23 protein-coding genes are annotated in these 25,419 nt (G+C 34.9%); 15 read left to right on the top strand and 8 right to left on the bottom strand.

Annotation, left to right across the window (positions count from 1 at the left end; genetic code table 11):
• Positions 1–162 precede the first annotated feature (162 nt).
• From MZO21_RS06700 to MZO21_RS06655, 10 genes are all read left to right on the top strand, one after another.
• A complete protein-coding gene (locus MZO21_RS06700; RefSeq protein WP_248101127.1) occupies positions 163–2,898 on the top strand; it encodes an autotransporter assembly complex protein TamA in 2,736 nt (911 codons plus the stop codon).
• Positions 2,899–2,918: 20 nt separating this feature from the next.
• Positions 2,919–7,430 (top strand): translocation/assembly module TamB domain-containing protein, encoded by a 4,512-nt coding sequence (locus MZO21_RS06695; protein ID WP_154771538.1) that lies wholly within the window; start codon positions 2,919–2,921, stop codon positions 7,428–7,430.
• A gap of 84 nt (positions 7,431–7,514) precedes the next feature.
• A complete protein-coding gene (locus tag MZO21_RS06690) occupies positions 7,515–7,898 on the top strand; it encodes a hypothetical protein (RefSeq protein ID WP_171501153.1) in 384 nt (127 codons plus the stop codon).
• 115 nt (positions 7,899–8,013) lie between these two features.
• Positions 8,014–8,448: an I78 family peptidase inhibitor gene (locus MZO21_RS06685; protein ID WP_154771597.1), complete on the top strand. Its 435-nt coding sequence runs from the start codon at positions 8,014–8,016 to the stop codon at positions 8,446–8,448.
• 99 nt (positions 8,449–8,547) lie between these two features.
• On the top strand, positions 8,548–8,835 hold the full coding sequence (locus MZO21_RS06680) for a hypothetical protein (RefSeq protein WP_154771689.1): 288 nt from the start codon (positions 8,548–8,550) through the stop codon (positions 8,833–8,835).
• Between the two features lie 125 nt (positions 8,836–8,960).
• The gene (locus MZO21_RS06675) at positions 8,961–9,320 is read left to right on the top strand and encodes a hypothetical protein (protein ID WP_154771598.1); all 360 of its coding nucleotides are present in this window, start codon (positions 8,961–8,963) and stop codon (positions 9,318–9,320) included.
• A gap of 132 nt (positions 9,321–9,452) precedes the next feature.
• Entirely contained in the window at positions 9,453–9,722 is a 270-nt protein-coding gene (locus MZO21_RS06670) for a hypothetical protein (RefSeq protein WP_154771599.1), read from the top strand.
• 295 nt (positions 9,723–10,017) lie between these two features.
• Positions 10,018–12,657, top strand: a complete 2,640-nt coding sequence (locus MZO21_RS06665; protein ID WP_171501154.1) for a bifunctional aconitate hydratase 2/2-methylisocitrate dehydratase — start codon at positions 10,018–10,020, stop codon at positions 12,655–12,657.
• A 63-nt stretch (positions 12,658–12,720) separates the two neighbouring features.
• Positions 12,721–14,835 carry a hypothetical protein gene (locus MZO21_RS06660; RefSeq protein ID WP_154771600.1) on the top strand — a complete coding sequence of 705 codons (2,115 nt, stop codon included), beginning with the start codon at positions 12,721–12,723 and terminating at the stop codon, positions 14,833–14,835.
• Between the two features lie 34 nt (positions 14,836–14,869).
• Positions 14,870–15,085, top strand: coding sequence for a hypothetical protein (locus tag MZO21_RS06655; protein WP_154771601.1), 216 nt, complete (start codon positions 14,870–14,872; stop codon positions 15,083–15,085).
• A 66-nt stretch (positions 15,086–15,151) separates the two neighbouring features.
• Here the strand turns inward: MZO21_RS06655 and mqo are convergent, their stop codons facing one another.
• A complete protein-coding gene (gene mqo, locus MZO21_RS06650) occupies positions 15,152–16,795 on the bottom strand; it encodes a malate dehydrogenase (quinone) (protein WP_248101120.1) in 1,644 nt (547 codons plus the stop codon).
• A gap of 320 nt (positions 16,796–17,115) precedes the next feature.
• Here mqo and MZO21_RS06645 point away from each other — a divergent pair, with 320 nt between their 5' ends.
• The gene (locus MZO21_RS06645; RefSeq protein ID WP_154771603.1) at positions 17,116–17,700 is read left to right on the top strand and encodes a YceI family protein; all 585 of its coding nucleotides are present in this window, start codon (positions 17,116–17,118) and stop codon (positions 17,698–17,700) included.
• Positions 17,701–17,849: 149 nt separating this feature from the next.
• The gene (gene gltS / locus MZO21_RS06640) at positions 17,850–19,073 is read left to right on the top strand and encodes a sodium/glutamate symporter (RefSeq protein ID WP_154771604.1); all 1,224 of its coding nucleotides are present in this window, start codon (positions 17,850–17,852) and stop codon (positions 19,071–19,073) included.
• Positions 19,074–19,131: 58 nt separating this feature from the next.
• Here gltS and MZO21_RS06635 read toward each other — a convergent pair whose 3' ends face one another.
• The 4 genes from MZO21_RS06635 to tusD are packed head-to-tail and all read right to left on the bottom strand — an operon-like array spanning position 19,132 to position 20,550.
• Positions 19,132–19,443 (bottom strand): TusE/DsrC/DsvC family sulfur relay protein, encoded by a 312-nt coding sequence (locus MZO21_RS06635; protein ID WP_154771605.1) that lies wholly within the window; start codon positions 19,441–19,443, stop codon positions 19,132–19,134.
• Positions 19,444–19,485: 42 nt separating this feature from the next.
• Positions 19,486–19,770 carry a DsrH/TusB family sulfur metabolism protein gene (locus MZO21_RS06630; RefSeq protein ID WP_154771606.1) on the bottom strand — a complete coding sequence of 95 codons (285 nt, stop codon included), beginning with the start codon at positions 19,768–19,770 and terminating at the stop codon, positions 19,486–19,488.
• Positions 19,771–19,786: 16 nt separating this feature from the next.
• On the bottom strand, positions 19,787–20,137 hold the full coding sequence (locus tag MZO21_RS06625; protein WP_171501155.1) for a hypothetical protein: 351 nt from the start codon (positions 20,135–20,137) through the stop codon (positions 19,787–19,789).
• 44 nt (positions 20,138–20,181) lie between these two features.
• Positions 20,182–20,550 (bottom strand): sulfurtransferase complex subunit TusD, encoded by a 369-nt coding sequence (tusD, locus tag MZO21_RS06620; protein WP_154771608.1) that lies wholly within the window; start codon positions 20,548–20,550, stop codon positions 20,182–20,184.
• A gap of 68 nt (positions 20,551–20,618) precedes the next feature.
• Here tusD and MZO21_RS06615 point away from each other — a divergent pair, with 68 nt between their 5' ends.
• Together MZO21_RS06615 and fumC are read left to right on the top strand one after the other, a co-directional pair.
• A complete protein-coding gene (locus MZO21_RS06615) occupies positions 20,619–21,623 on the top strand; it encodes an SDR family NAD(P)-dependent oxidoreductase (protein WP_248101117.1) in 1,005 nt (334 codons plus the stop codon).
• Between the two features lie 132 nt (positions 21,624–21,755).
• On the top strand, positions 21,756–23,150 hold the full coding sequence (gene fumC / locus MZO21_RS06610; protein ID WP_248101114.1) for a class II fumarate hydratase: 1,395 nt from the start codon (positions 21,756–21,758) through the stop codon (positions 23,148–23,150).
• Positions 23,151–23,194: 44 nt separating this feature from the next.
• Here the strand turns inward: fumC and MZO21_RS06605 are convergent, their stop codons facing one another.
• Positions 23,195–23,341 (bottom strand): hypothetical protein, encoded by a 147-nt coding sequence (locus MZO21_RS06605; protein WP_154771611.1) that lies wholly within the window; start codon positions 23,339–23,341, stop codon positions 23,195–23,197.
• Between the two features lie 220 nt (positions 23,342–23,561).
• Here MZO21_RS06605 and MZO21_RS06600 point away from each other — a divergent pair, with 220 nt between their 5' ends.
• On the top strand, positions 23,562–24,053 hold the full coding sequence (locus MZO21_RS06600; RefSeq protein ID WP_154771612.1) for a hypothetical protein: 492 nt from the start codon (positions 23,562–23,564) through the stop codon (positions 24,051–24,053).
• A 78-nt stretch (positions 24,054–24,131) separates the two neighbouring features.
• Here MZO21_RS06600 and MZO21_RS06595 read toward each other — a convergent pair whose 3' ends face one another.
• Positions 24,132–24,689, bottom strand: coding sequence for a thermonuclease family protein (locus tag MZO21_RS06595; RefSeq protein ID WP_154771613.1), 558 nt, complete (start codon positions 24,687–24,689; stop codon positions 24,132–24,134).
• Between the two features lie 234 nt (positions 24,690–24,923).
• A complete protein-coding gene (locus tag MZO21_RS06590) occupies positions 24,924–25,409 on the bottom strand; it encodes a GNAT family N-acetyltransferase (RefSeq protein WP_248101111.1) in 486 nt (161 codons plus the stop codon).
• Positions 25,410–25,419 lie beyond the last annotated feature (10 nt).

Raw genomic sequence — 25,419 nt, 5'->3', positions numbered from 1 at the left:
TAAAAGTTTTATTAAAAAATGTGAGCAACTTCTATAATACTATAAAATTCCTGTATGATATTTTAAGGCTATTCAATCATGAATGTCATATAGTATTTTTACTCGTGCAATAGTATTGATACGGATTTCATATTAAAAAATATTAGATTGGTTTAACGTTTTATGCCTGAAAATTTGAAGTTCAAAAAATCAACATTAAGTTTAAGTATTCATTCTTTATTGGAACGAGTAGGTCATAAACAATTATGTATGAGTGTTTTTTTAGGCTTAATGGCGCAGCATGGTTTTGCAGAAAATCAAACTCAAGCTGAAATGAGTCCTATAGAGTTGCCTGCTGAATATCAAGAAGAAATAAAAGCCAATGCGAATAACATAAATTCAGAATTTAAACTGCATAGCAATAAACAGCTTTATGCAATTGATGAAGATTTTGACAGCTACCAAATGCTTCAAGATCAAATGAACGCTCCTAATCCTATTGAAGAATTTGCACCGATAGGTATAGATGAATTAGAGAGCTTACCCGAATTGTCTGTTGATGATCAGATGGTGCAAGATATTTTTAAAGTTGCAGAACAAGCCAAACAAGATGCGGAAAAAAACCGTGCAGAACAATCTAAAGACATTGTTGTAAATGATGCTACAAAACAAGATTTAGCAGAAATCAATCAAGCGCCTGTAAATGTTGATGCATTAATGAATAGCATTCATGCAGATAGCAGAATTATTGTAGAAGCCAATGAAACAGGTCGTACGTTAAATGTTTTAAGTTTAAGTAACGATGAACCGAAAGAGCCTGAGAAAGTAGGCTTCTTTAGAAAGATTTATAATAAAGTTCGTCCTCCACAGATTGGCAATGCGCAAGCTATTCCTCGTATTAGTGCAGAAGTCGTTGTTACAGATAATTTAGATACATTTACTGCAAGTGAAAAGGCATCAGTCGAATTATTAAAGACCAATATAGAAGCTAAATTATCAAGTTATACGGTAGAAGCATTTGATGATTTTATTTCATCTATTTCTCAATTAAGAACGATGTCAAATCAAGCAGCGCAAGCGGTTGGTTTTTATAATGCAGAGTTTAAATTTGAAAAAATTGGTGATGGTAAAGTTAAGGTTTTAGTTGTTCCAAATAAACCTGTTGTTGTAAAAACCAATAATGTTGAGTTTAGCGGTGCAGGACAAACTCAATCACAATTCTTAGTAATTGGCGTATTACCAGATTTATCTGAAGGCGATGTTTTTAATCATGGTTTATACGAAAAAACCAAAGAACGAATTGCAGATGCTGCAACCAATAATGGTTATTTCGATTCATATTGGCGTATGCACGATGTAAAAGTTTCACAACCACAAGATACAGCAGATATTAATTTAAAATACGAAACAGGCGACCGATATAAAATTGGTGCGGTTGAATTTCGTATGAGTGATCCAAATAAGGAATTTCCTTTAGATCGAGATATTCTTGAACAATTAGTGCCTTGGGAAGATGGTCAAGATTATGCATTTTGGCGTGTAAATACATTAGCAAATAACTTAACGAACTCACGTTATTTTAATTACACCTTAGTTGATGCAGTTCGACCTGATCCTATTGAGAACAAATTAGAATATGCACCGGATCTTCAAGCTTTAATTGATTTGGAAAAATTGGCAAATGGTACTTCAACAGATCCAATTCCAAGACCTGTCGCAGAAGCATCTTCAACTGAAGTAAAACAAAATGTGGTGAATGAAGATCAGTTTGCAGGTTTGGGTAAAGATGAAGACAGTAAAGAGTTTAGAACTCTTCAGGTTCAGCAAGAAACAAAAGAAGATGAAACAGAGCGTTTAAAAGCTCAAGCACGTGAAAATAAAAAAATACCAGTTGTTGTGACTTTAAATGCCGATAAGTTAAATAATGCTGAAGTCGGTTTAGGTTATGGCACAGATACAGGCGTGCGTTTACGTAGCCAATATCGCCGTGCAATTGTGAATAAGCGTGGTCACTCTTTCGATGCAAACTTTGAGTTGTCTGAAAAGCGTCAATCTATTGATGGTCGATACAACATTCCATATAACCATCCATTAAATGACTATATTTCTTTAGTGGGCGGTTATGAGCGTGAAGAGCGTAAAGACATTTCTGATACAGGAAACTTGCTCATTGAATCTGCTGTATTAGGTGCAGACCGTGTCATTAAAAACCCGCGTGGTAGTTGGCAACATGTAATGGGGGTTCGTTACCGACTGGATCGACTTACAGGGCAAGGCATATTTAACGTAGATGATATTCCTGATACTTTTTTGGGTACAGGAAATCCTGAGCAAGAATCGTTACTATTTGGTTATGAAATTTCGCGTGTAGATTCAGATAAACGAGTAAATCCAACACGTGGCTTTAAGCAAACTTATAAAGTTGAAGTTGGTAGTGAAAATCTATTAACCGATGTCAATATGGCAATTGCCAATGCAGGATGGCGTTTCATTTATTCTGTAGGTGAAAGCTATGATCATCAATTTGTAGGTCGTGCAGATTTGGGCTATATCTTTACCGATGATTTTAGCCGTGTACCTTATAACTTACGTTATGTAACGGGTGGCGACCAAACCATGCGTGGTTTTGACTATAAGAGTTTATCTCCTGTAGAAGATGGCTTTAAAGTAGGTGGTCAAGCACTTGCTGTGGGTTCACTTGAATATAATTATCAATTTTCTGAAGGATGGCGCGCTGCGGTATTTACAGATTTTGGTAATGCGTATGATGCAGATTTTAAAACACCTGCTGCTTATAGTGCGGGTGTCGGTATTCGTTGGGCATCACCAATTGGTCCAATCCGTTTAGATGTGGCAAGTGGTTTGTCGGATGACAGTAAACCAATTCGTTTACATTTCTTTATTGGCTCACAATTATAATTTACGTTTAGAGAAGATTTATGGCTGAAGTGGAACAGCAACCAGAATTACCAACAGCTTTGCCTAAAAAGCGAAGAATACTAAGAAGTGTACTTATGTCACTTCTTTTTGTAGTTCTCTTTATTGTTGCTGCTTTAGCAGTTATGTTTTCAACCGACCGAGGAAGTAAGTTTTTACTCGATAGCGTGCTTGAACGTCAGCAAATTATTCACTATGAATATGAAAGTGGAAATTTACTGAATGGCATTATTCTAAAAAAAGTACTGGTAACGCTAGAATCTGTAGATGTAAAAATTGATCGGGCAGATGTGTCTTTAGGTTGGCGTGCAATAGTTAAAAAAGAAATTCATTTAACACATGCTAATGTAGAAAATCTTCAAATTATAACCAAAGGTCCATCTTCAAATGAGCCATTTAAATACAATGAAATTCGACTACCATTTGTTTTACGTGTAGATAAAGCCGATGTCGACCATTTGGCGATTATTACAGGTTCCACACAAGTTGATTTTAACGATATTCATTTGGAAAAAGCATTATGGAAAGGTACAGAACTTACCTTTAAAAACACCCATTTAGATATGGGGTATTTAAATGTTAAAAATGCCAATGGTGGAATGACTTTTGATCAGGGCAAATACCCAATAAAAGCAACTGCCGATGTAAATATTCCATCGTTAAATGACAGTTTGAATATTCATGGTATTCATGTTGTTGCGAACGGTACTTTAGACACCATTGAAGCTGGCTTTGCTACTAATACTCCAGATCTTTTAACGGGTTGGGGAATTGTTCATCCGCTTCGTGAACATGTTCCAATGAAAGGTGAAGTAAAATTTAGAAACTATCATCTTCCATTATTAACAGATCAAAAGCTTTTTGCGAAAAAAGGAACTGCAAAATATTATGGAGATATTGAACGTCTTAATATTGATTTAAATACAGATTTAAGCGGTCAAGATATTCCTGAAGGTCGTTATACAGCTTCAATGCACACAGATTTAGTGAATCAGCTCAACATTGAAAATGTGAATGGACAGCTTTTAGATGGGGCTGTGAATGTTGCAGGTGTTGTAAGTTGGAAAGATCATGTGACTTGGGATATGAAAGGTCGTTTAGACAATATAAAACCAACAGATAAGATTATTCCTGAAGTTGTACGTGATTTCTTACCACCATCATTAGATGCAAATTTAGCATCTACAGGTTTATTGGAAGATGGTTTACATTTAACAGCTAATGTTGCCTTCGATAAATATGAAGCTTGGGATTTAAAATTAGATCAAAAAGAAGCTAAAACAAAAAAACCTGAACCAATGCTTATGAATGTTGCATGGAAAGGTTTAGACCGTGAAATGCCGTATATTGGTTGGTTAAAAAGTGATTCGGGTGATGTAAAACTGAATTTAGTAGATGATCAACAGAATATTCATGTGGAAACATTTATCAAACCACATGAAAAATCTACGTTACCCGCTGGACAATATTTAGCGCAGTTAAATATAAAAGATAATAACCTTAATGTACCTAACTTTAGTTTTAGCGCAGGTCAAGGCGGTTTAAAAGGCAGCGCATTTGTAGAATTACCAACAGATAAGCGTCAATTAAAGTGGAATGCATTACTTAATGCCAATAATTTTAATCCGCAAACGGTCACAAGTGCCGCGCCAATTAATTTATTAAATGGTCACGTAAAAGCCAATGGTTATGCTAGAACAAATCAGCAGATTATTCATTTAAATCCAATTTCATTAACGGGTCGTTTAGCAGATCAAAATGAATCTGTGCGCTTAACAGGCAAAACGACAGCAGCAATTTTATTCCATGATGAAAAACATGGTGGAGCTTTTAAAAGCTTCGCCGTTGATTATGATGGTGCGTTGAATGCAAGTGCAATTGAAGGTAGTGAAGGTCATTTAAAAGCTAAAATTTCAGGTACTTCACAATATATTAAGATTAATCAATTTAGTCATAATGGTGTTGCAGGACGTATTGCTGCTGATGGTATTGTGAATTTAACGCATGGAATTGGTTGGGATGTAAACGCATCTCTTATTCGCTTTAAACCACAATATTTTGTATCAAGCGTTCGTGGTGAAGTTTCGGGTGTTGTAAAAACCCAAGGACTTTGGGCAGATAAAGTTAAGCGTGTAAATATATCGCGTTTAAACGTGGCAGGAAGAATTAACAATAAGCCTATTCGTGGTACGGGTAACTTAACAATGTTACTAAGTTCACATGAAAATGGTTTGGTTCCGAAGCAGTTTGAAGCCAATAATTTATTTTTGTCTTATGCACAAAACCAAATTCAAGCGACAGGTAATGCACAAAACTTAAAAATTAAAATTAATGCACCTGCTTTATATGAGGTTTACAGTGGTTTGCGCGGAAAAGCATATGGCTATTTAAATGTTCAGGCGAAACCACGTTTAAAAGCAACAGCAAACTTGGTTGTAGATGGTTTTAGTTTTAATAACTTGTTTAGTGTAAAACAGTTGAAAATTGAAGGTGAATTGCCAACTTCAGATACAACACCAACTATTTTAACTGCACGACTAAATTCGCTACGTAGTGGTGAACGTGAAATTCAACAAGGTGAAATTTCTGTAGCAGGAACACGAAAGGCGCATGTACTTAAAGTAAAAGCAGAAAACAAACTGAGTGAATTTTATGTTCAATTGGCAGGTGGTTTTAATGCCAATAACGATTGGTATGGTCAAATTCAAAAAGGTGACTTTGACTCACTCAGAACTCGCCTAGTTCAAAAACAAAATGCATCAGTTATTTATCACACGAATAATAGTGAGTTATTTATTGGTGCACATTGTTGGATGAGTCAGCAAAGTCAATTGTGTTTCGATCAGCCTATTCGCACAAGTAAAACAAAGGGTAATGTTTCTTTTGTAACGCAGAACGTAGATTTAAGTGATTTCTCTGCATTTATGCCAGATGGTTTAGCCATTACAGGTAAGGTAAATGGTTATGCAAAAGCATCTTGGGCGCAGGGGCAAAAGCCAAAAATTGACGTCAAACTTCTAACTCAAAATGGCATTATTGGTATTACAGGAGATGATCCTCAAGAAATTGGTTCAAATTTAAAATATGACCAAATTTCTGTGATTGCGAAAAGTATTTCTGAAGGCTTGCAACTACGTTTAGATGTGAAAACGCCTGCAATTGGTACAGGCTATGCCAATGTTGTGATTGACCCATATTCTGCAAATAAAGCCATGCGTGGTGAAGTTGCATTTAATGAATTACAGTTAAAAGTACTTAAACCATTTATTGCAGATGTACGCCGTTTAGACGGTAGTTTATCTTTTGCGGGTAAAGTGAATGGTTCATTATCTAAGCCATTAGTGACAGGTGAAATGCGTTTGAAAAATGGTGCAATTAGCATGATTTCTTTACCTGTTAATTTAACCAATATTCAATTGTATTCTTCTATTCGACAAGACAATGCTGCCATTAATGGTGCATTTAATAGTGGTCGTGGCGTTGGGAAAATTACAGGAGACTTTGACTGGAAAGGCGAACCGAAACTTAATCTGAATTTGAAAGGTGATAATTTATTGGTGCGCCAAGCGCCGTTAATTACAGCCATTGTAAATACAGATATTGCATTACAGGCTTATCCATTCCAAAGTAAATTATCTGTGAAAGGTGAAGTAAATGTACCACGTGCACTTATTTCTATGCCTGAAGCAACAGCAAGTGTAGTGAATGTATCTTCAGATGTGCGTGTGGTACATGAAGGACAAGACCAACTTGCAATTTTAAAAGCGGCAAAACCTTGGTCTATTCATGCTGACCTAGATGTAAGCTTGGGTAATCAGGTCATCTTCCAAGGCTTTGATAGTCGTATTCCATTAACGGGTCGTTTGTATTTAACGCAACGCGGTTCTGAAACTGCCATGCGTGCTAATGGCGCAATTGGTGTAAGTAAGCGTGTGAAAATTGAAGCTTATGGACAAAGCCTAGATTTAAATCGTGCGATTGCTCGTTTTAATGGTGCATTATCTAATCCAACATTAGATATTGATACCAATAAAAACATCCAAAGCAGTTTGGTCGGTATTCGAATTACAGGTACAGCATCAAGCCCAAGTATTCAAGTGTATAACGATGCAGGGTTGTCTGAGCAAGAAGCTTTAAATGCAATTATTACAGGTCGTATTAATGAAGGCTCAAGTGGTTTAAGTCAAACAGAAGGCTTTAAGTCAGATGTAAACAATACCATTGCAGCCGCAGGTATTAGTATGGGACTTGGGGGGACACGTGCTTTAACAAACCAAATTGGACGTACTTTCGGATTAAGCGGTTTGGCTTTAGATGCACAAGGTACGGGTGATGATACGCAAGTCAGCTTAACGGGCTATATCACACCAGATTTGTTTATTCGATATGGTGTTGGTGTATTTACGCCTGTAAATAAATTAACGCTGCGTTATCAAATGAATCAGCGTTTATATATGGAAGCGAGTCAGTCTTTAGAACGAGCAATCGACTTTTTCTATAACTGGAGATTCTAGTGAATAAGTAAAAAAGATATGCCTGTAAAAGTATGAATTTCATAAATTACAGGCATTTTTTTATATAAATAAATACACTAAAACATGCTAGGTTCTATTCATAGATATTCTAGTTATTTAAAAAAATCTATAGGTTCATTTTTAATAATGAAAAAAATACTTATGTTATTCGTATCTATTTTTATATTACTTTTTTTTAATCAATTTTTTTCAAATTTATGGATGTTGATGACAGATTCATCAAATTACATTCCTGAATATTCAAATATATTCACTTTAAAAATTACACAAGTTGATGAAGGCTCAGGTGGTTATTGGAGATATGCTCAAGATCACAAAAATTATTATTATTTCTCTGAAAAAGACGTAAATACTTATTATCAGATTGCTTTGAATCATCACTGTGAAAATTTTAATAAGTTAGATGTGCAAACTTGGTGTGAAGTGAAAAAGTTTCAAAGAAAATAAGATTTAATTAATTTAGATAAAATTAACGTGCTTATTCAATAAAAATTGCAAATAATAAACACACAAAATGTATGAATCTGATAAATTTTAATTTTCTCAAGAAGATAATAATGCAATGAAAAAAATCTTATTTATGGGTGTAATTTTTGCTTCAATTACTGCATGTTCAACCGCACAAACTCAAAAAGACATTACTCCAAAACTAGGTATGCCTAACCCTGCAAGCAAACACTGTGTAGATTTGGGCGGAAAGTTATCTATTAAAAATGAAACTAATGGACAAGTTGGCTATTGCCACTTACCAAATGGGCAGGTGATTGAAGAGTGGGAGCTTTTTAGAAAAGATAATGCGGAATGTGTGTCTGAAGAAGCAAAAAAACTGGTTGGACTTAAAGATTTAACAGAAGAGCAAATTAAAGAAAAAACACAGTCTTCAATTGTGCGTACTGTAAAACCAGGTCAACCTGTAACTATGGATTACCGTATAGAGCGCGTTACTGTAACAATTGATCCTGTCACTAAAAAGATTTTAACGGCAACTTGCGGTTAAAATTTTAGACATATTTGCTTAAGTATTAAAAAAGAGTCCAATCGGTTTAATTTCTCTAATTAAGATATTATAGAGGATTAGATATTGGATTCTTTTTTTATGGTCGATGTATATGAGTATCGGTATACAAAATTAGGCATATTTGGCGCTTTACCCACTCATAAAATTTTTCTTAACAGCAAAATTCGCAATCAAGCGAAATTTGTATTTTCAGATAATACGTTTATTTATGGTGTTGTTTCAGATTGGTTTTTAGTGAATTCAGACTTTGATACACGAAAGTCAACTTGGCTTGAAGAAAATAAACCTTTTTTAGCGACAGAAAAAAGGCTTTTAAAGGAATATCGAGTATTACATCCAGAATTTAAAACAGAAGAAATTTTGTGAATACATAAAATTTGTTGAAATTAAGTATTAAAAAAGCGCTATAAAGGGCTTTTTTGTATTTAGAACATTTGAAATTTCTTATTTTGCACAAATTTGATTATCATAGGCACAAGAGGAGATTTTGAATGAAAAAGTTACTTGCTTTAGGCATTCTTGTTGCATTAACAGGCTGTGCTGAAAAGAAACCTTTAACTCCGCAAGAGCAGTGGCATGGTTACTGTACAAGCGTAGGAAATGCAGCACGTTCAATTGTGTTAGATCGTCAAAATGGTATTGAAAAAGACAAAGCAATTGAGCATGCAGAAAAAATTGATGATGAAACAACTAAAGGTTTTATCTTAAAAATTATTGATGAAGCTTACGAATTGCCAGTAGCAGAACTTAATGATGATGTTGAAGGTGCACGCAATAACCTTAAAGTAAAAGTAACAGAAAGATGTATTGCAACACCGCATGATCAAATGCCAGATTACAAACCGTTCTAAGGAACGGTTTTTTTAACACAAAATAAAAATAGCCTAAGCAATATTCATTGTATAAAATATTATCAAATTAATAGAAAAGCTTATCTTTTTTTGTCATATTAAGATTTATAACAAGTACAAAAGGAGAGTCATATGGAAGTCGTTAGATATCTTCACAATTCAGATTTGCTCTTGGAAGACGAGCAAGGCGTTGCCATTATTGGTGGTAGCAGTTATGTATTAAGTTTGGGCGATAAAGTGTATATCGATCAAGTTATAGATGAACAAGCCAAACTATTTTTAGTTAAAATATCCTTTGCAAGTGCAGCGCATCAAATGTTGCATGAAGATCAAATTCAAATGAAATTTACAGGCTGCCGATCAACTTTAGAGCAATATATACAAGGCACTACAGTCCACTAAGGTTGAATATGATTTTTTTTATTTAAAAGGCAACATCATGTTGCCTTTTAAATGATTCTTTTCTGCTTAAAAAGTGTTAAACATACAAGTTAGATGTACATATTTTTAGCAATTCGATTACCGAATAATCAAGATTGGCATCATTTAGTTAATAAATAATGAGCATCACGAAGAAACACTTGTAGCGCATTAACTTTTAACTGGAATTTTAGTAAAATTAAGTAGTCCATATTATTTACGAAGCCTGTGAATGGCTGGAATTTGTAAATAATTTTTTAAAAAGAGGAATTACACCGTGCTAGAAGCTTACCGCCAACACGTTGAAGAACGTGCCGCACTCGGAGTCCCACCGAAGCCACTTGATGATGCTCAAACAGCTGCATTAGTTGAATTATTAAAAAATCCACCAGCTGGCGAAGAAGCGTTTCTAGTTGATTTACTAGAAAACCGTGTTCCAGCGGGTGTTGACCAAGCTGCTTATGTAAAAGCTGCTTTCTTGGCTGCTTTGGCAAATGGCGAATGTACTTCTCCATTAGTTTCTAAAGAACGTGCAGTTTACTTACTAGGTACTATGCTTGGTGGTTATAATGTAGCACCTTTAGTTGCTCTTCTTGATAACGCTGAACTTGCTGAATTAGCTGCTGAAGCACTTAAGAAAACTCTTCTTGTATTTGATGCGTTCCATGACGTTGCTGATAAAGCAAAAGCGGGCAATGCAAATGCAAAAGCGGTTATGCAATCTTGGGCTGATGCTGAATGGTTCACAAGCCGTAAAGACGTACCATCAGAAATCAAACTTACAGTTTTCAAAGTAACTGGCGAAACAAACACAGACGACTTGTCACCTGCACAAGACGCTTGGAGCCGTCCAGACATTCCGTTACACGCTAACGCAATGCTTAAAAACGAACGTGATGGTATCAACCCTGAAAAACCAGGTGAAGTTGGTCCATTAAGCCAAATTAAAGCGCTAGTTGCTAAAGGCAACCAAGTTGCTTACGTTGGTGACGTTGTTGGTACAGGTTCATCTCGTAAATCTGCAACTAACTCTGTTCTTTGGTTCTTTGGTGATGACATTGCTCACATCCCGAACAAAAAAGACGGTGGTTACTGCCTAGGTTCTAAAATCGCTCCAATTTTCTTCAACACAATGGAAGATGCTGGTGCGTTACCAATCGAGATTGATGTTGCTAACATGAACATGGGCGATGAAATCGTTCTAAACATCGATCACGCTGCTGCAAAAGTAACTGCATCTAAAGATGGCGCTGTTATTGCTGAAGCTGAACTTAAAACTCCAGTTCTTCTTGACGAAGTTCGTGCGGGTGGTCGTATCAACTTAATCGTTGGTCGTGGCTTAACAACTAAAGCACGTGAAGAATTAGGTCTTGCACCTTCTACTTTATTCCGTGTACCAGTTCAGCCTGCTGCTACTGGTAAAGGCTTCACTCAAGCTCAAAAAATGGTTGGTCGCGCTTGTGGTCTTCCTGAAGGTCAAGGTGTACTTCCGGGTACTTACTGCGAACCTAAGATGACAACTGTTGGTTCTCAAGATACAACAGGTCCAATGACTCGTGACGAATTGAAAGACTTAGCTTGCCTAGGTTTCTCTGCTGACCTTGTTATGCAATCTTTCTGTCATACAGCTGCTTATCCAAAGCCAGTTGACGTTCAAATGCAACACTCGCTTCCTGATTTCATCATGAACCGTGGTGGTGTGTCTTTACGTCCAGGTGACGGTATTATCCACTCTTGGTTAAACCGTATGCTTCTTCCAGATACAGTTGGTACTGGTGGTGACTCGCATACTCGTTTCCCAATTGGTATTTCTTTCCCAGCGGGTTCTGGTCTTGTAGCGTTTGCTGCTGCAACTGGTGTTATGCCACTAGACATGCCTGAATCTGTTCTTGTTAAGTTCAAAGGTAAAATGCAACCTGGTATCACTCTACGTGACCTAGTACATGCAATTCCTTACGTTGCGATTCAGCAAGGTGACTTAACTGTAGAGAAGAAAGGTAAGAAAAACATCTTCTCTGGTCGTATTTTAGAAATCGACTTAACAGAAATGGAAACTGACTTAACTGTTGAGCAAGCATTCGAACTTTCTGATGCTTCTGCTGAACGTTCAGCTGCTGGTTGTTCTATCACGCTTTCTGAAGAAAAAGTTGCTGAATACCTTAAATCAAACATTACTATGTTGAAATGGATGATTTCTGAAGGTTATGGCGATGCGCGTACTATGGCTCGTCGTGTTGAGAACATGGAAAAATGGTTAGCGAACCCATCACTTCTTAAAGCTGATGCTGACGCTGAATACACGAAAGTGTATGAAATTGACCTAGCTACAATTACTGAGCCAGTTCTTTGTTGTCCAAACGATCCAGATGATGCGAAATTGTTATCTGACGTTCAAGGCGTGAAAATTGACGAAGTGTTTGTTGGTTCATGTATGACTAACATTGGTCACTTCCGTGCAACTGGTAAGTTGTTAGAGAAAGTTCCTGGTGGCGTATTAAATACTCGTTTGTGGATTGCTCCACCAACTCGTATGGATGAGCGTCAATTGATGGAAGAAGGTTTTTACAATACTTATGGTAAAGCTGGCGCGCGTACTGAAATGCCAGGTTGTTCATTATGTATGGGTAACCAAGCACGTGTAGCTCCGAACACAACTTGTGTTTCGACTTCTACTCGTAACTTCCCGAACCGTTTAGGTCAAGGTGCTAACGTTTACTTAGCTTCTGCTGAACTTGCTTCTGTTGCTGCGGTACTTGGTAAATTACCAACTCCTGCGGAATATCAAGAATATGCTGCTCAAATTGACAGCATGTCTGCTGATATTTACCAATACTTAAGCTTCGACAAAATGAGCGACTATACAAACGCTGCTAAAGATGTTGATACTAAGAAAATTGCTGCTGCTCAGTTAACTTAATTTGTTGAAAATTAAAGTAATATGAGTTAAAAATAAGGGCTGATTAATCAGCCCTTATTTTTTATGCAAAATTATTACGAAAATAAATTTGAGTCTCTGTTATTGGAATATGGGGCTGAGATTGCAAAAGAAAAAATTGTAGAAGACCTCTTATATAAAAGTTCACAACCTCAAAGTAGAAGTTTTAAAAGTAAATTTGATATGTTCTGGCAATCAAGTTTTATTAAATTATTAACTATTGATGATGTCAAAAGTGAAAATTATATTCTCGGATTAAGCCAATATATTCGTTTTAATTTGATTGATAAGAACATCTGTCTAAATTTTTTAAAACTTGATGTTCAAAGTTTTATTTTAGCGGTACGTTATTCTGGGATAATTCTTAATATTGAACATCATTCATGGTCTGTACTTAAGGAAATTGAACAAGAAGTTAACAATGAAACACTATCTATATTTTTTCAGACTGTGGATTATTTACATGCACAATATAATCATCGATTAGAAATTTATGAAGAGATAAAAAATGAGCTAAATATGGGGCAAATCACTGCTATGTCTTTTGGTAGTCTCTATGCTTATGAATATTTGATTCCAAATCAGGATTATTTTGAATATTTGCCATATCAATTTGATAAAAATGAAAAGAATTCAGCAGAAACGGTTTGGAAGGCTTTTGATGAAATTGTTAAAACCTCTCGAAGAAATACTAAAAAATTAACTGATCAATCGATAGCTTTGGCACTGAAAAGTAAATTAATGCCTTTCTTAATTGGTAATGGCATGACTTTACAACTTCAAAAACAGTATGAATTGTATAAAAAGCTTGTAGCTATAGAAATTGAGATTATTAATTATAAAAGAAATGTACTTGAGTCGTTTAGTTTTAATAAGCAGGTAAATTATGAGCTGAAAAATTCAGAATTAATTTACGCTAATACACAAGAAAAAGATCACTGGTCAGAGAAAAATTCATTACTAATAAGCTATTGGCTGGGTGTTGGTACTGAAAAATTACTAAATTCTGATGCTATACACAGCATTATAAATACAGGTGATAATTTAGAAGCTAATGCCGTTGCATTATCAAAAGCATTTGGTATTCAAGAGCAGCTGGCTCAAGTGTATGGTATTACTCAGTTCAGTATTAGTAATCAAAAGCTTGATGTTTATGAAACAATGATTACTATTACTTTGTCACAAGCACATTTTTTAAAAGATCATATTGAAAAATTTATGAGTTTCTTATCTCATTCAGAAACTAATTTACATGCCTTAACGCAACTTACTATGCATGGTTTTGTGATAGGTGAAAATAGAATGCCATTCACATTTGCTAGACAAGAAGAAAAGATTAAAAGAATGTCCTCGTGGGTAAAAGGAAGTTCAAATACTGTCAAAAAAAATAAAATGGAACAAATTTTGAATTTTTGGACTTGTGATCTGTATCGTGAAGATGATCATTCTACATTTCAACAAAAACCATTTTATAAAATTGATGATTTTATTTTTCAATTTGCATGGCTTACAGCATATCAAAATTTGAATACAGCTATGATTAATTATGTTCGTAAATTACATAAAAATCGTTTAGAGCTAAGAAGTGAAACAGATAATATTGAGTTAAATTTGGCTGAAAAATTTCAGAATGCTGGATTTCGAGTGTTTTGCCAATATCAGCCTTTAGATAGAGAAGTTGGTGAAATTGATCTTATAGCTATATGCGAAAACCATGTGATCGTAGCTGAGGTTAAATCAACTTATATTAAAAGTAGTATTCAAGAGATTTATGAATATCGAAACTTCACTTTAAATAAGGCAGCTTATCAACTTTCGAAAAAAGTATCTCACGTAAGAGATAATTTTTTAAATCAATATTTTGAAAATTTAAATGATGTAAAAATTCACTCTTGGATTATAGATACTACATTAGAATTTGATCATGAATATTTTGGAGAACATTTAAAGATATCTATGGATGAAGCCATTATTATGCTGAGTAGTAATATGGATTTTATAAATTCATTGGTTCAAAGTTCTTTTTTTGAGGAACAAGAAAACATGAAAATTGATCAAATACAGTTTATTAATTTGATTGAAAGTAATACATTTTGGATGAAACAGATTGGCAATTACGAACATAATATTCAAAAGATTTTAGATAAATTAGCTTCATAGTATAATTATCGAAATTGATTAAGATTATTTATTAATGGCAAAACAATCCCGCTTCCTCTGTATTGGTGGTTTCCTAAATGGAACCCAAGTCAAAGACCAAGGCGACAGCTTTGTCTGTGTCGAAAAAGGCAAGAATGTCACCTACACAAAAAAAGACATTTTTCATCCTGACGCATGGGATCACGACTATTACGTTTGTGAAACCATCACCGATAAACAAGCCCGAAACTGGGTGTATGACATCGAATAATCGCTTAATTTAAATAAAAAAAAGATGAGTCGAAGCTCATCTTTTTTTTATGGAACTAGAAATAAATTATTTTGCATTCGCAACAGCGGGAACAACCGCAGTAGAATCATTAGCTGCATGGCGCGTAGGCGTATAATTCAAACCTAAAGTTGAACTAGTATAAGTACGAATTTGATCTAAAAGAGCAGGGTTAGCACTTAAATCTTGCCCATAAGAACGAACAATTTCATGCAACTTGCCATTCCATTTACCTTTTACTTGTTCAGGGAAGGCTTTTTCCATCAAACTTAACATGATGTATGGAGAAGTCGAAGCACCCGGAGAAGCACCCAACAACGCAGTTACAGAACCATCTTTAGAGGCAAAAATTTCAGTACCAAATTGCAAAGTTGCATCTTTACCTGGCACTTTCTTAATAATTTGAACACGTTGACCACCTTGGTTTAATGTCCAATCTTCAATTTTCGCTTCAGGATAATACTTTTTAAGCTCGTTAAATTGATCTTCTTTCGTCATTGCAACTTGGCTAATTAAGTATTTCACCAAATCTAAATTCTCTAAACCAATTGTTGCCATTGGAATAACATTGTTCTTGTTGGTCGAATCCATTAAATCGAACTGAGAACCATGTTTTAAGAATTTATTTGAATATGTCGCAAAAGGACCAAACAAAGCATATTTTTTACCATCAATATAACGCGTATCAATGTGCGGAACAGACATAGGAGGCGCACCCAATTCAGGCTTTCCGTATACTTTAGCGGTATGCATAGCCGTCACTTTAGGATTGTCGGTCATTAAGAAAATACCGCCAATAGGGAAGCCCGCATATTGTTTAGTTTCTTCTAAACCTGTCATTTGTAGTAAACGAATTGCTGCGCCACCTGCACCAATGAATACAAATTTAGATTTCACATGACTTGTTGTGTTTGTTTTCAAGTTTTTAACAGAAACAGTCCACGTATTGTCATCGTTACGGCTAATGCCTGTAACTTCAGTTGATGTTTCAAGTTTAAATTGATCTTGTTTTGTTAAGTTGTTAATTAACTGAGTGGTAATAGAACCATAGTTAACGTCTGAACCAACATCCATACGTGTTGCTGCAACTTTTTGCGAAGCATCACGACCTTGCATAACTAAAGGTGCCCATTGCTTAATTTCTTCAGGATTCTCTGAATATTTCATCCCTTCAAACATTGGATTTTGAGTCATGGCTTCATGGCGTTTTTTCATATACGGAACGCTATCACCCCAAACAAAAGCAATATGAGGAACAGGGTTAATAAAGCTCTTTGGTTGCCCAAGTACGCCATTTTTAACCTGATAAGACCAAAATTCCTTACTCACTTCAAATTGAGATGCGGTATCTATCGCCTTTTTAATATCAATTTTGCCATCTTTTTCAGGGGTATAGTTCATCTCCATAAAACCAGAGTGACCTGTACCCGCATTGTTTAAACCTTTCGAACTTTCTTCTGCCACAGCATCCAAACGTTCATACATTCGGATATTCCAATTAGGTTCAAGTTCATTTAAATAGGTCCCTAATGTGGCACTCATAATGCCGCCACCAATGAGTACAACATCTAATACTTTTTCATCTGAAGCAGATTTAACAGGTTTAGATGCAATTGGTCTAAATAAGAAAATGAGCCCAATAATGAATAATATAATGACTAGAATAAGTAGATATTTGAGAAACTTCTTCATAATATGCCTATTATTTATTTGACTTATATACAAATGATAAATAAGAAAAAAAGAAGCTATGGTGAAGTTATGTAAACCTTAATACGAAACATTAACAATAAGGTGCTATGTTTAACCGCAAATTCTAGTAGCTGTGATACTTGACCATTTGATAAATAAAGCTTTGTAGTAATCACATATTTTTATTATGTGATTCAATTGTTTAGTTACAAATTAATAACAATCAATCGTTCCATATTTGCAACATATCGTTTTATACATAACAGTGTAATTTTCAATGAAAAATATAGACTTATTCATATTCAAAAAAGGATATAAACATGAAATTTAAATCACTCGCATTAGGTTTGGCATTCGCTTCAGCTGCAACACTTTCTATGGCAAAGCCTGTTGCTTATCAAATTGACCCAACACATACAGCAACAGTATTTAACTGGAATCACTTTGGTTTTTCTACACCATCTGCAAACTTTAGCGACATTCAAGGTACAATTAACGTAGATAATGCGAAGCCAGAAAAGTCATCTGTAAATGTGACTATTCCACTTGCGAGCTTAAATACAAACGTTAAAGCTTTAGATGAGCATTTGAAAAAAGCTGACTTCTTTGATGCTGAAAAATATCCAAACATCACATTCAAAAGTACTAAAGTTGAAACTACAGACAAAAAGAATTTCAAAATTACAGGTAACTTAACCATTAAAGATGTGACTAAACCTGTTGTTTTAGATGCTGTATTAAATCAACAAGCTGTACACCCAATGACTAAATTAGAAACTATTGGTTTTAATGCAACAACTACATTTGACCGTTCTGCATTTGGTGTAGGTGCGTATGTGCCGAATGTGGGCGACAAAATTACTGTAAATATTACAACTGAAGCATCTGTTCCTGCTAAAAAGTAAGTTGTTTTGAAATAAAAAGCACCCAATAGGGTGCTTTTTTATACCTAAAAATAAATATAACTTTATATTTATAATGAAAATTACATATTTAAAGCTGAAAATAATGCATTATTTGTATATAAGTGTCTGGAATATAACAAGGATATAATATGGATTATCAATTAAATGCATTTATGACCATTGTCATTGCGGTGTTAGTTCTCTTAATTGGGTATTTTTGTGTTCACAAAATGAGTATTTTAAAAAAATACAATATTCCTGAACCTGTCGCCGGTGGTTTAGTTGCAGCTGTTGTTACTTATATTTTATTTAAACAGTTTAATATTACTGTGAATTTTGATGCACACATACAGCAAATCTTTATGCTCATGTTTTTTACTTCTGTGGGTTTAAGCGCAAGTTTAGGCAAGTTAAAAGAGGGTGGTAAAACCTTAGTTGTCTTTCTTATTTGTGTGATTATTTTTGTATTACTGCAAAATGCATTGGGTATTAGTTTAGCTAAACTTTTAGGTTTAGATCCTTTAATTGGCTTAATTACAGGTTCTGTAACTTTAACAGGTGGACATGGTACGGCAGGTGCCTGGGGCACAGTATTTGAGCAAGATCATGGCATACAAGGTGCAATTGTTTTAGGAATGGCAAGTGCAACATTTGGTTTAGTCATTGGCGGTATGATGGGCGGACCAGTTGCTAAATTTCTAATACGTCGTTACCAACTTGCAGAAGAAATTGTGACTGAAAATGGTCGAAATGAAGCACCTCCAGCATCTGAAATTGCGCCTTTTGAATATCCTAAAAAAACACGTTTAATTACAGCAGATGACGCTGTAAAAACGATGGGGATGTTCGCAGTATGTATTAGCTTTGCATTTTTTATGGCAGATTTTGCAAAAGGTCAGTGGTTCGAGCTTCCAACTTTTGTTTGGGCTTTAATGTGCGGTGTTATTTTACGTAACATCTTAGAGCATATTTTTAGAATTGAGATGTTTGACCGTTGTATTGATGTATTTGGTAATGGTTCATTGGCGCTATTTTTAGCTATGGCACTTATGTCTTTACAACTTTGGATGCTTGCAGATTTGGCGGGGCCACTGGTCATTATTCTTATTGCTCAAACGATATTGTTGGCGCTATACCTTTACTTTGTTACCTTTAGGATTATGGGAAGTAATTATGATGCTGCGGTACTTTGTGCAGGTCAATGTGGTGTTAACCTTGGCGCAACGCCAACTGCAATTGCTAATATTCAAGCAGTAACCAATACTTATGGACCATCGCATAGAGCCTTTTTGGTTATTCCGCTTACAGGTGCTTTCTTTGTAGATATTGTGAATGCAGTCGTTATTCAGCTTTCTATAGGTTTCTTTGGATAAATATAAATCTTTAAAAAAAGCACCCAATTGGGTGCTTTTTAAATGCAAAACTTTTAATTTATAAACAGTTTGCAGGCTTTGGAATACCCGCCAAACGGCTTAAATGACGTGCAACCAAACCTGTTTTAAATTTATCCTGAAGCATTGCATTATCAACTTCAGGTCCAACAGTTTTCATTAAAAATTTAATGAGCGGGCGCGTTGCAGGAGAATGTCCAAATTGTGCATAAAACTGGCGTACAGCATTTAAAATTTGGAAATGCCATTCACTTAGTTCAAGATCTAAACTATTTGCAAGTTCCTGAGCAACATCTTCATTCCAAATGGTGTAATCAACTAAGTGACCATCTTGATCCAATTCTAAACTCATAAAGTGCCTTTAAACTTGTAAAACAATAATGTGATTGATCGATTATTTTAAACGAATGCTACGTTTAAACTTTAATGCTAAATCTGCAAATTGGTTGTATGAAATCACTTCAATTTGTGCAGATTCTAATTGTGCTAAATTTTCCGCTTCATTTTCTAATACATAAACTTGGTTTATACCATTAGCCAGTACTGCACTTGCATATAGAATAGCTTCACCCATTAAAACCACAGCATCATTTGTAATATAAAGCTGTTTTAGTTTTTCTAGCATAGCAGGGCTTTCATTAAAACTAGATTGGACTAAATAAAGTGTATTATTTGTCATTACGTTGTCCATTTATTTACCAATACAAAACATGATCAAAATTTTGAATGTATTTTGAATTTAATTCAATAAATTCAATTTCTTGTGTGCTGTTTTTAACAAAAATTGAATCTTTATTTTGGCTTTCTACAAAAATTGGAGATAAGTCGTAGAACTCAAAACTATCGACCATATTTGAAGCCACTTTAAACACATGTTTAAGCTGGTCGAACTGTAAATCTGATTGTAATAGGCTGAGTGCGGCATCTTGCAGAACGACTTTCACTTCACAGCCAAAGGTCGCGAGTACCATTGTTGCAGACAAACTTTCATGTGCTTGCAAGCTTGTTAAATTCGCTTGAGTTAAAATTATGAGTACATTTTTCACACAATTTACCTTTTGAATGCAACTGGTTTTATTGGAAAACAAGATTAGAATTGAAGTAGACGATCTGTAGATTGAACTGCATCTGCAAGTTCACCTAAGCCAACCAATTCAAAGCCTTGTGCTAAATTGTGTTGCTTAAGATGATGCCTTTTTGCATTTTCTTCATCACAAATACCGCGCGCAAGTGCTGCGCTTACGCAAACAGGCAACCGAATTGCGAGTTTTTGCCATTCGGCTTTTAGGTTTCTTTGATCATCTGGAACCCATTGCAATTCATTGGCAACAGATACACCGTCTTGATAGAAGAAAACACGAAAATCTTCATTTTTACTGTGCAAGGCTTGGGCTAAACCCAACGCATGCCAAGCATGAATAGAAGTAGGTGCAGATGTTATTAGTAATAAAGTACTCATCGAAATTCACACATCAACAGTTTCCCAATAGGAGACATTCTGATTTGATAAGAAAAAGGTAGTATACAATGATTTTGGTCACAGGTGGATTAGGCTTTATAGGATCTCACATTGCTTTAAGCCTTTTGGCTCAAGGGCAAGAGGTGCTTTTGGTCGATAATTTATCCAATACTGACATGAGCAACCTTGCACGCCTAGAATCTATTACAGGAATGAACATTCCATTTGCAAAAGTAGATATTCGAAATACACCCGCTTTAATGAATATTATTCAACAATATGCAGTAGATAGTGTGGTTCATGCGGCAGGGTTTAAATCTTTAACAGAATCTGTGCTTAAACCACTTGAATATTACAATGCAAATGTTAGCTGTATGATGAGTTTACTGCGTGCTATGCAGCGTACAGGTGTACGAAGTTTAGTTTATCTTTCAAGTTTAGCTGTTTATGGAAAATCGAGTTTAGATTTAAAAGAAGAAGATTTATTTAATTATCACTTTAATAATCCATATATTAAATCTCTACAAATGGCGGAAGATATTTTAAAAGATACCTACATGACCGACCCCGAGTGGAAAATTGTAAATTTAAGATTAGCCAATATTGCAGGGGCTTTTGAATACACGAATTTAGGCGAGTTGATACGTCCATTTCCTAAAAATATTGTGCCATTGGCAATGCAAGTGGCTGCGGGGCAGCGTGAATTTATAGAATTACGTAAACATGATAATACTGAAGATAAAACAGCATATAGAAGTTTTGTACATGTAATGGATGTTTGTTCTGCGGTGAGCTTATCTTTGCAATGGTTGTATTATCAAAATCAAGCTTATGAAATATTTAATATTTCAGGTGAAAATTGCTCTATTCAACAATTATTAGATGTAGTTTCTAAAGTTACAAATGTAGTAATTCCAACAATTGATGCAAATTATTTTGAAGGTGAAGAGTTATCTCAAGTTGGTGCATCGTCAGAAAAAGTACAACGTATGTTTAATTGGAAAGCGCAAAAAACAATTAAACAAATGATAGAAGATGAATGGCTGTTTTATCAAAAGCAGTTAAACGCATAATTAATGAGTTATTGTAAATAATTATCATTTACAATTGTTTTTATTTTAAATATGATAATTTACAAGCAACAATATTTAAGACACTAAATTTGCTATAGCTTGGCAATAGCGAACAGACCTTAGGGGTAGTAAATGCAAACACGTATTGAACACGACACAATGGGTGAAGTTGAAGTTCCAAGTGAAGCAATGTGGGGTGCGCAAACTCAACGTAGCTTACAGAATTTCAAAATTGGTGGTGAGCGTTTACCACGTCCTATGATTTGCGCAATGGGTTTAGTTAAAAAAGCCGCGGCAATCACCAATGCAGAGCTAAATCAAATTCCTACAGAATTGGCACAATATATTGTAGGTGCAGCAGATGAAGTGATTGAAGGAAAGTGGGATGCACAATTTCCTTTGGTGGTATGGCAAACAGGTTCTGGTACGCAAAGTAATATGAACTGTAATGAAGTGATTGCTAACATTGCCAATCAAAAATTAGGAAATCCATTAGGTTCGCAAAAACCTGTGCATCCAAATGATCATGTGAACCGTGCACAATCTACAAATGACTCATTTCCAACTGCAATTCATGTGGCTGCAAGTTTACAAATCAATGAATTACTCATTCCTGCTGTGACCAATTTACGTGACACATTAGATAAAAAATCAAAAGAATTTTCGGATATTGTGAAAATTGGTCGTACGCATTTGCAAGATGCTACACCTTTAACGTTAGGTCAGGAATTTAGTGGATATGTATCTCAGTTAGATCATGGCTTAAAACGTTTACAACAAGCTTTAACAGGTTTGTATGAGTTGCCTTTAGGTGGTACTGCTGTAGGTACAGGTTTAAATGCACATCCTGACTATGCGGTGAAAGCGGCGGATCAATTGGGTGCTTTAACAGGCTTACCTTTTATAACTGCACCGAATAAGTTTGAAGCTTTAGCAGGTAGAGATGCTGCGGTATTTGCTTCTGGTGCTTTAAAAACTTTGGCTGCAAGCTTAAATAAAATTGCCAATGATATTCGCTGGTTAGCAAGTGGACCACGTTGCGGTTTTGGGGAAATTCGTATTCCTGAAAATGAACCTGGTTCAAGCATTATGCCGGGGAAAGTAAACCCAACTCAAAGTGAAGCAATGACAATGGTGGTTGCTCAAGTTTTGGGTAATGACACAACCATTAACGTAGCAGGTGCATCAGGTAATTTTGAATTAAATGTGTTTATGCCTGTAATTGCTTTTAACCTTTTACAGTCTATTCAATTATTGGGTGATGCATGTAATAGTTTTAATGAGCATTGCGCGGTAGGTATTGAACCAAACCGTGAAAAAATTGATGAATATTTACATAATTCTTTAATGCTTGTAACCGCTTTAAACCCCGTAATTGGTTATGAAAATGCAGCAAAAGTTGCGAAAACTGCATATAAAGAAGGAAAGACTTTAAAGCAAGTTGCTATTGAGCTGAATTTGGTGACCGCAGAGCAATTTGATGAAGTTGTAAGACCTGAACAAATGATTTCACCGAATGTGAAGTGATGGAATTCTAAATAAAAAAGCCCTCGATAGAGGGCTTTTACTTATTAATAGCTTTCACATTCAAATATTACGCATTCTTCAATAAGAGAACCATCAATAGCTGAATAGATTGATATTGTGTCACCAACTTTACCATCGGATTCGTGTAAAGCTGTTAAGGTGTTTATGGATTTAACAATAATAGCGATCATGGATGATCTCCAGAGATTGAAAAATACATATTGCACTGTATGTCAGCTAATCACCAAACCTTACAACCCTTTATGAATTGACGAATTAAAAAGCGAAAAAGTTTCTTCTAATCGCTATTAATGATTTAACTTTGAATAACCTGCCATAATTGTTAAAATGCACTTCGTTTTAAATTACTGCGATCTACTACAAGCAGTAATCAATCTAGGAAAATTTTCAATGCTCGATATTTATTTAACAGATGTTCAAAAACAGGTTCAATTTAAGGATTATCCAGGTGAGCATCCAGTTAAATTTATTTTAAGTTTAAAAAAGATTTTCCCAAGTGTTATGGAACTCTTACTTCCAGTTTTGCCTGAAAATGAAAATTTAGATGAAATGACTTGGGAATCAACCACTGCTGATTTTGAGAAATTTCAATTGCTACTTAGTGGTTGGGGCATTATCGAATTGCGTCTAAATGCAATTTCTCAATATAAAGACAAATCTTTTGCAGATACTTTAGTGAAAAAAGCTCAGCAAAAAGTAAAAGAATACAAAAAGTCGCAAACAAAACTATCTTCTGTAGATTTTGACTATTTATTTATGCATGAAGTGAATGCACTTATTGATGCAGAACTTGTTGAATTAGGTGAAAAATTCTATTTACCAACACTTCGCGATCTTTGGAAAAACAAAGTTTCAGAAAATGTATTAAACGCAAAATTCTAAAATTAAGTATTTGTTTTATAGAATTGAAAAATCCTCCAATAAGGAGGATTTTTTATATGAAAATGCCAGCTTTTAAATTTAAGATTTAGCCTGTTTTCTATATATGCTAGGACGGATAGGTCTAGCTTGTTTCCATAAACCTTTCTTCTGCTTTTTTGCCTGATTTTGTAAAGCCATCCAATGCTGACGTTTATTGGCATTTTTAATATATTCTTCATATACCCAAGCCGCACCACGTTTAACCAACTCTTCATTTACATTGCGTGTTCTACGATAAACAATACCAACACAGCGACCATAACGGTCTACATCGGTAATATTGATACGAACAAATCTGCGATACACTAATTTTTTCACCAATCTTTGGCTTTCATCACCATATTCTTGATTCGATTCAGGCGCATCAATATAAGCAAAGCGGATTTTAGTTTGTGAGCGTCTTAAATTGAGTCGATAGCAGGTGAGAGTATCTCCATCACTCACAGCAGTTACACGGCACCAATACGTTTTTCCTTTCTTAAAAGGTCTAAAAAAATCACTCAGAAATGAATGAATTTTCCTTAAAATAAATATCAATAAAATACCAAGGCAAATGCCAATTGCAAGAAGCCACTCTACAGATAAACTTGAAAGCATAAACGCAAGAATCCGACTTATTTATGTAATAAGTACGGTCATAAAGAAAAGGAATTGAAGTTTAATTGAAATTAAAAAATATAAAGTTTGATAATTAAGCAAATGATTTAATTGGAATTTAATGAATTATTTTTTGATCAAGGCAAGCAGATTTTGTTCATTGGTTTATTGTTTTTGTTTAAAAAATCATCAATATATTTAAACTAAAATTCAAATATATTGATGCTGTGCAATTTAGATTTGTTTTTCCATCCAAATTTCGCAGGCATGGCTATGACCAGTATTACCTTTAGGTGCTGTTAAATGTTTAAAGCCTAATTTTTCATAGAGTTTTACAGCTTGCCAAAGTTCTTTAGTCGTTTCTAAATAGCAAGATTTGAAACCTTGTTTTTCTGTAAATTCAAAAGCATTTTCCAATATTTTTTTAGCAAAGCCCAAACCGCGAATTTCAGCTAAAAAATACATTTTTTGAATTTCTAAAGTACTGCTATCACCTTGAAGTGGAGAAATTCCACCGCCACCTAAAATTTGACCTTGTTCATTTTCAACTACCCAATATTGCGCATTTTCTTGTGAATATATGGTATATAAGTCATCTAGAATTGGATCTGCAACGGCAAAGCCTGCTTCAGGTGCCAGGCCAAACTCTTTGGAAACTTCGCGAATAATTTGAGCAAGTTGTGCGTTGTCTTGAATTTGAATAGTGCGTAGAGAGTACATAAAAAACGGA

This window comes from Acinetobacter portensis (assembly GCF_023158935.1).
GTDB lineage: Bacteria > Pseudomonadota > Gammaproteobacteria > Pseudomonadales > Moraxellaceae > Acinetobacter > Acinetobacter faecalis.
This window is presented reverse-complemented; position numbering and strand designations above follow the sequence as displayed.

Coding starts and splice junctions, on each gene's coding strand:
- MZO21_RS06645 (WP_154771603.1), top strand. CDS start 17,116: ATGAAATTTAAATCACTCGCATTAGGTTTGGCATTCGCTTCAGCTGCA.
- tusD (WP_154771608.1), bottom strand. CDS start 20,550: ATGAGTACTTTATTACTAATAACATCTGCACCTACTTCTATTCATGCT.
- MZO21_RS06630 (WP_154771606.1), bottom strand. CDS start 19,770: ATGACAAATAATACACTTTATTTAGTCCAATCTAGTTTTAATGAAAGC.
- MZO21_RS06590 (WP_248101111.1), bottom strand. CDS start 25,409: ATGTACTCTCTACGCACTATTCAAATTCAAGACAACGCACAACTTGCT.
- MZO21_RS06595 (WP_154771613.1), bottom strand. CDS start 24,689: ATGCTTTCAAGTTTATCTGTAGAGTGGCTTCTTGCAATTGGCATTTGC.
- MZO21_RS06635 (WP_154771605.1), bottom strand. CDS start 19,443: ATGAGTTTAGAATTGGATCAAGATGGTCACTTAGTTGATTACACCATT.
- MZO21_RS06685 (WP_154771597.1), top strand. CDS start 8,014: ATGAAAAAAATCTTATTTATGGGTGTAATTTTTGCTTCAATTACTGCA.
- mqo (WP_248101120.1), bottom strand. CDS start 16,795: ATGAAGAAGTTTCTCAAATATCTACTTATTCTAGTCATTATATTATTC.
- MZO21_RS06700 (WP_248101127.1), top strand. CDS start 163: ATGCCTGAAAATTTGAAGTTCAAAAAATCAACATTAAGTTTAAGTATT.
- MZO21_RS06670 (WP_154771599.1), top strand. CDS start 9,453: ATGGAAGTCGTTAGATATCTTCACAATTCAGATTTGCTCTTGGAAGAC.
- MZO21_RS06675 (WP_154771598.1), top strand. CDS start 8,961: ATGAAAAAGTTACTTGCTTTAGGCATTCTTGTTGCATTAACAGGCTGT.
- MZO21_RS06615 (WP_248101117.1), top strand. CDS start 20,619: ATGATTTTGGTCACAGGTGGATTAGGCTTTATAGGATCTCACATTGCT.
- fumC (WP_248101114.1), top strand. CDS start 21,756: ATGCAAACACGTATTGAACACGACACAATGGGTGAAGTTGAAGTTCCA.
- MZO21_RS06695 (WP_154771538.1), top strand. CDS start 2,919: ATGGCTGAAGTGGAACAGCAACCAGAATTACCAACAGCTTTGCCTAAA.
- MZO21_RS06600 (WP_154771612.1), top strand. CDS start 23,562: ATGCTCGATATTTATTTAACAGATGTTCAAAAACAGGTTCAATTTAAG.
- gltS (WP_154771604.1), top strand. CDS start 17,850: ATGGATTATCAATTAAATGCATTTATGACCATTGTCATTGCGGTGTTA.
- MZO21_RS06605 (WP_154771611.1), bottom strand. CDS start 23,341: ATGATCGCTATTATTGTTAAATCCATAAACACCTTAACAGCTTTACAC.
- MZO21_RS06690 (WP_171501153.1), top strand. CDS start 7,515: ATGCTAGGTTCTATTCATAGATATTCTAGTTATTTAAAAAAATCTATA.
- MZO21_RS06655 (WP_154771601.1), top strand. CDS start 14,870: ATGGCAAAACAATCCCGCTTCCTCTGTATTGGTGGTTTCCTAAATGGA.
- MZO21_RS06660 (WP_154771600.1), top strand. CDS start 12,721: ATGCAAAATTATTACGAAAATAAATTTGAGTCTCTGTTATTGGAATAT.
- MZO21_RS06680 (WP_154771689.1), top strand. CDS start 8,548: ATGGTCGATGTATATGAGTATCGGTATACAAAATTAGGCATATTTGGC.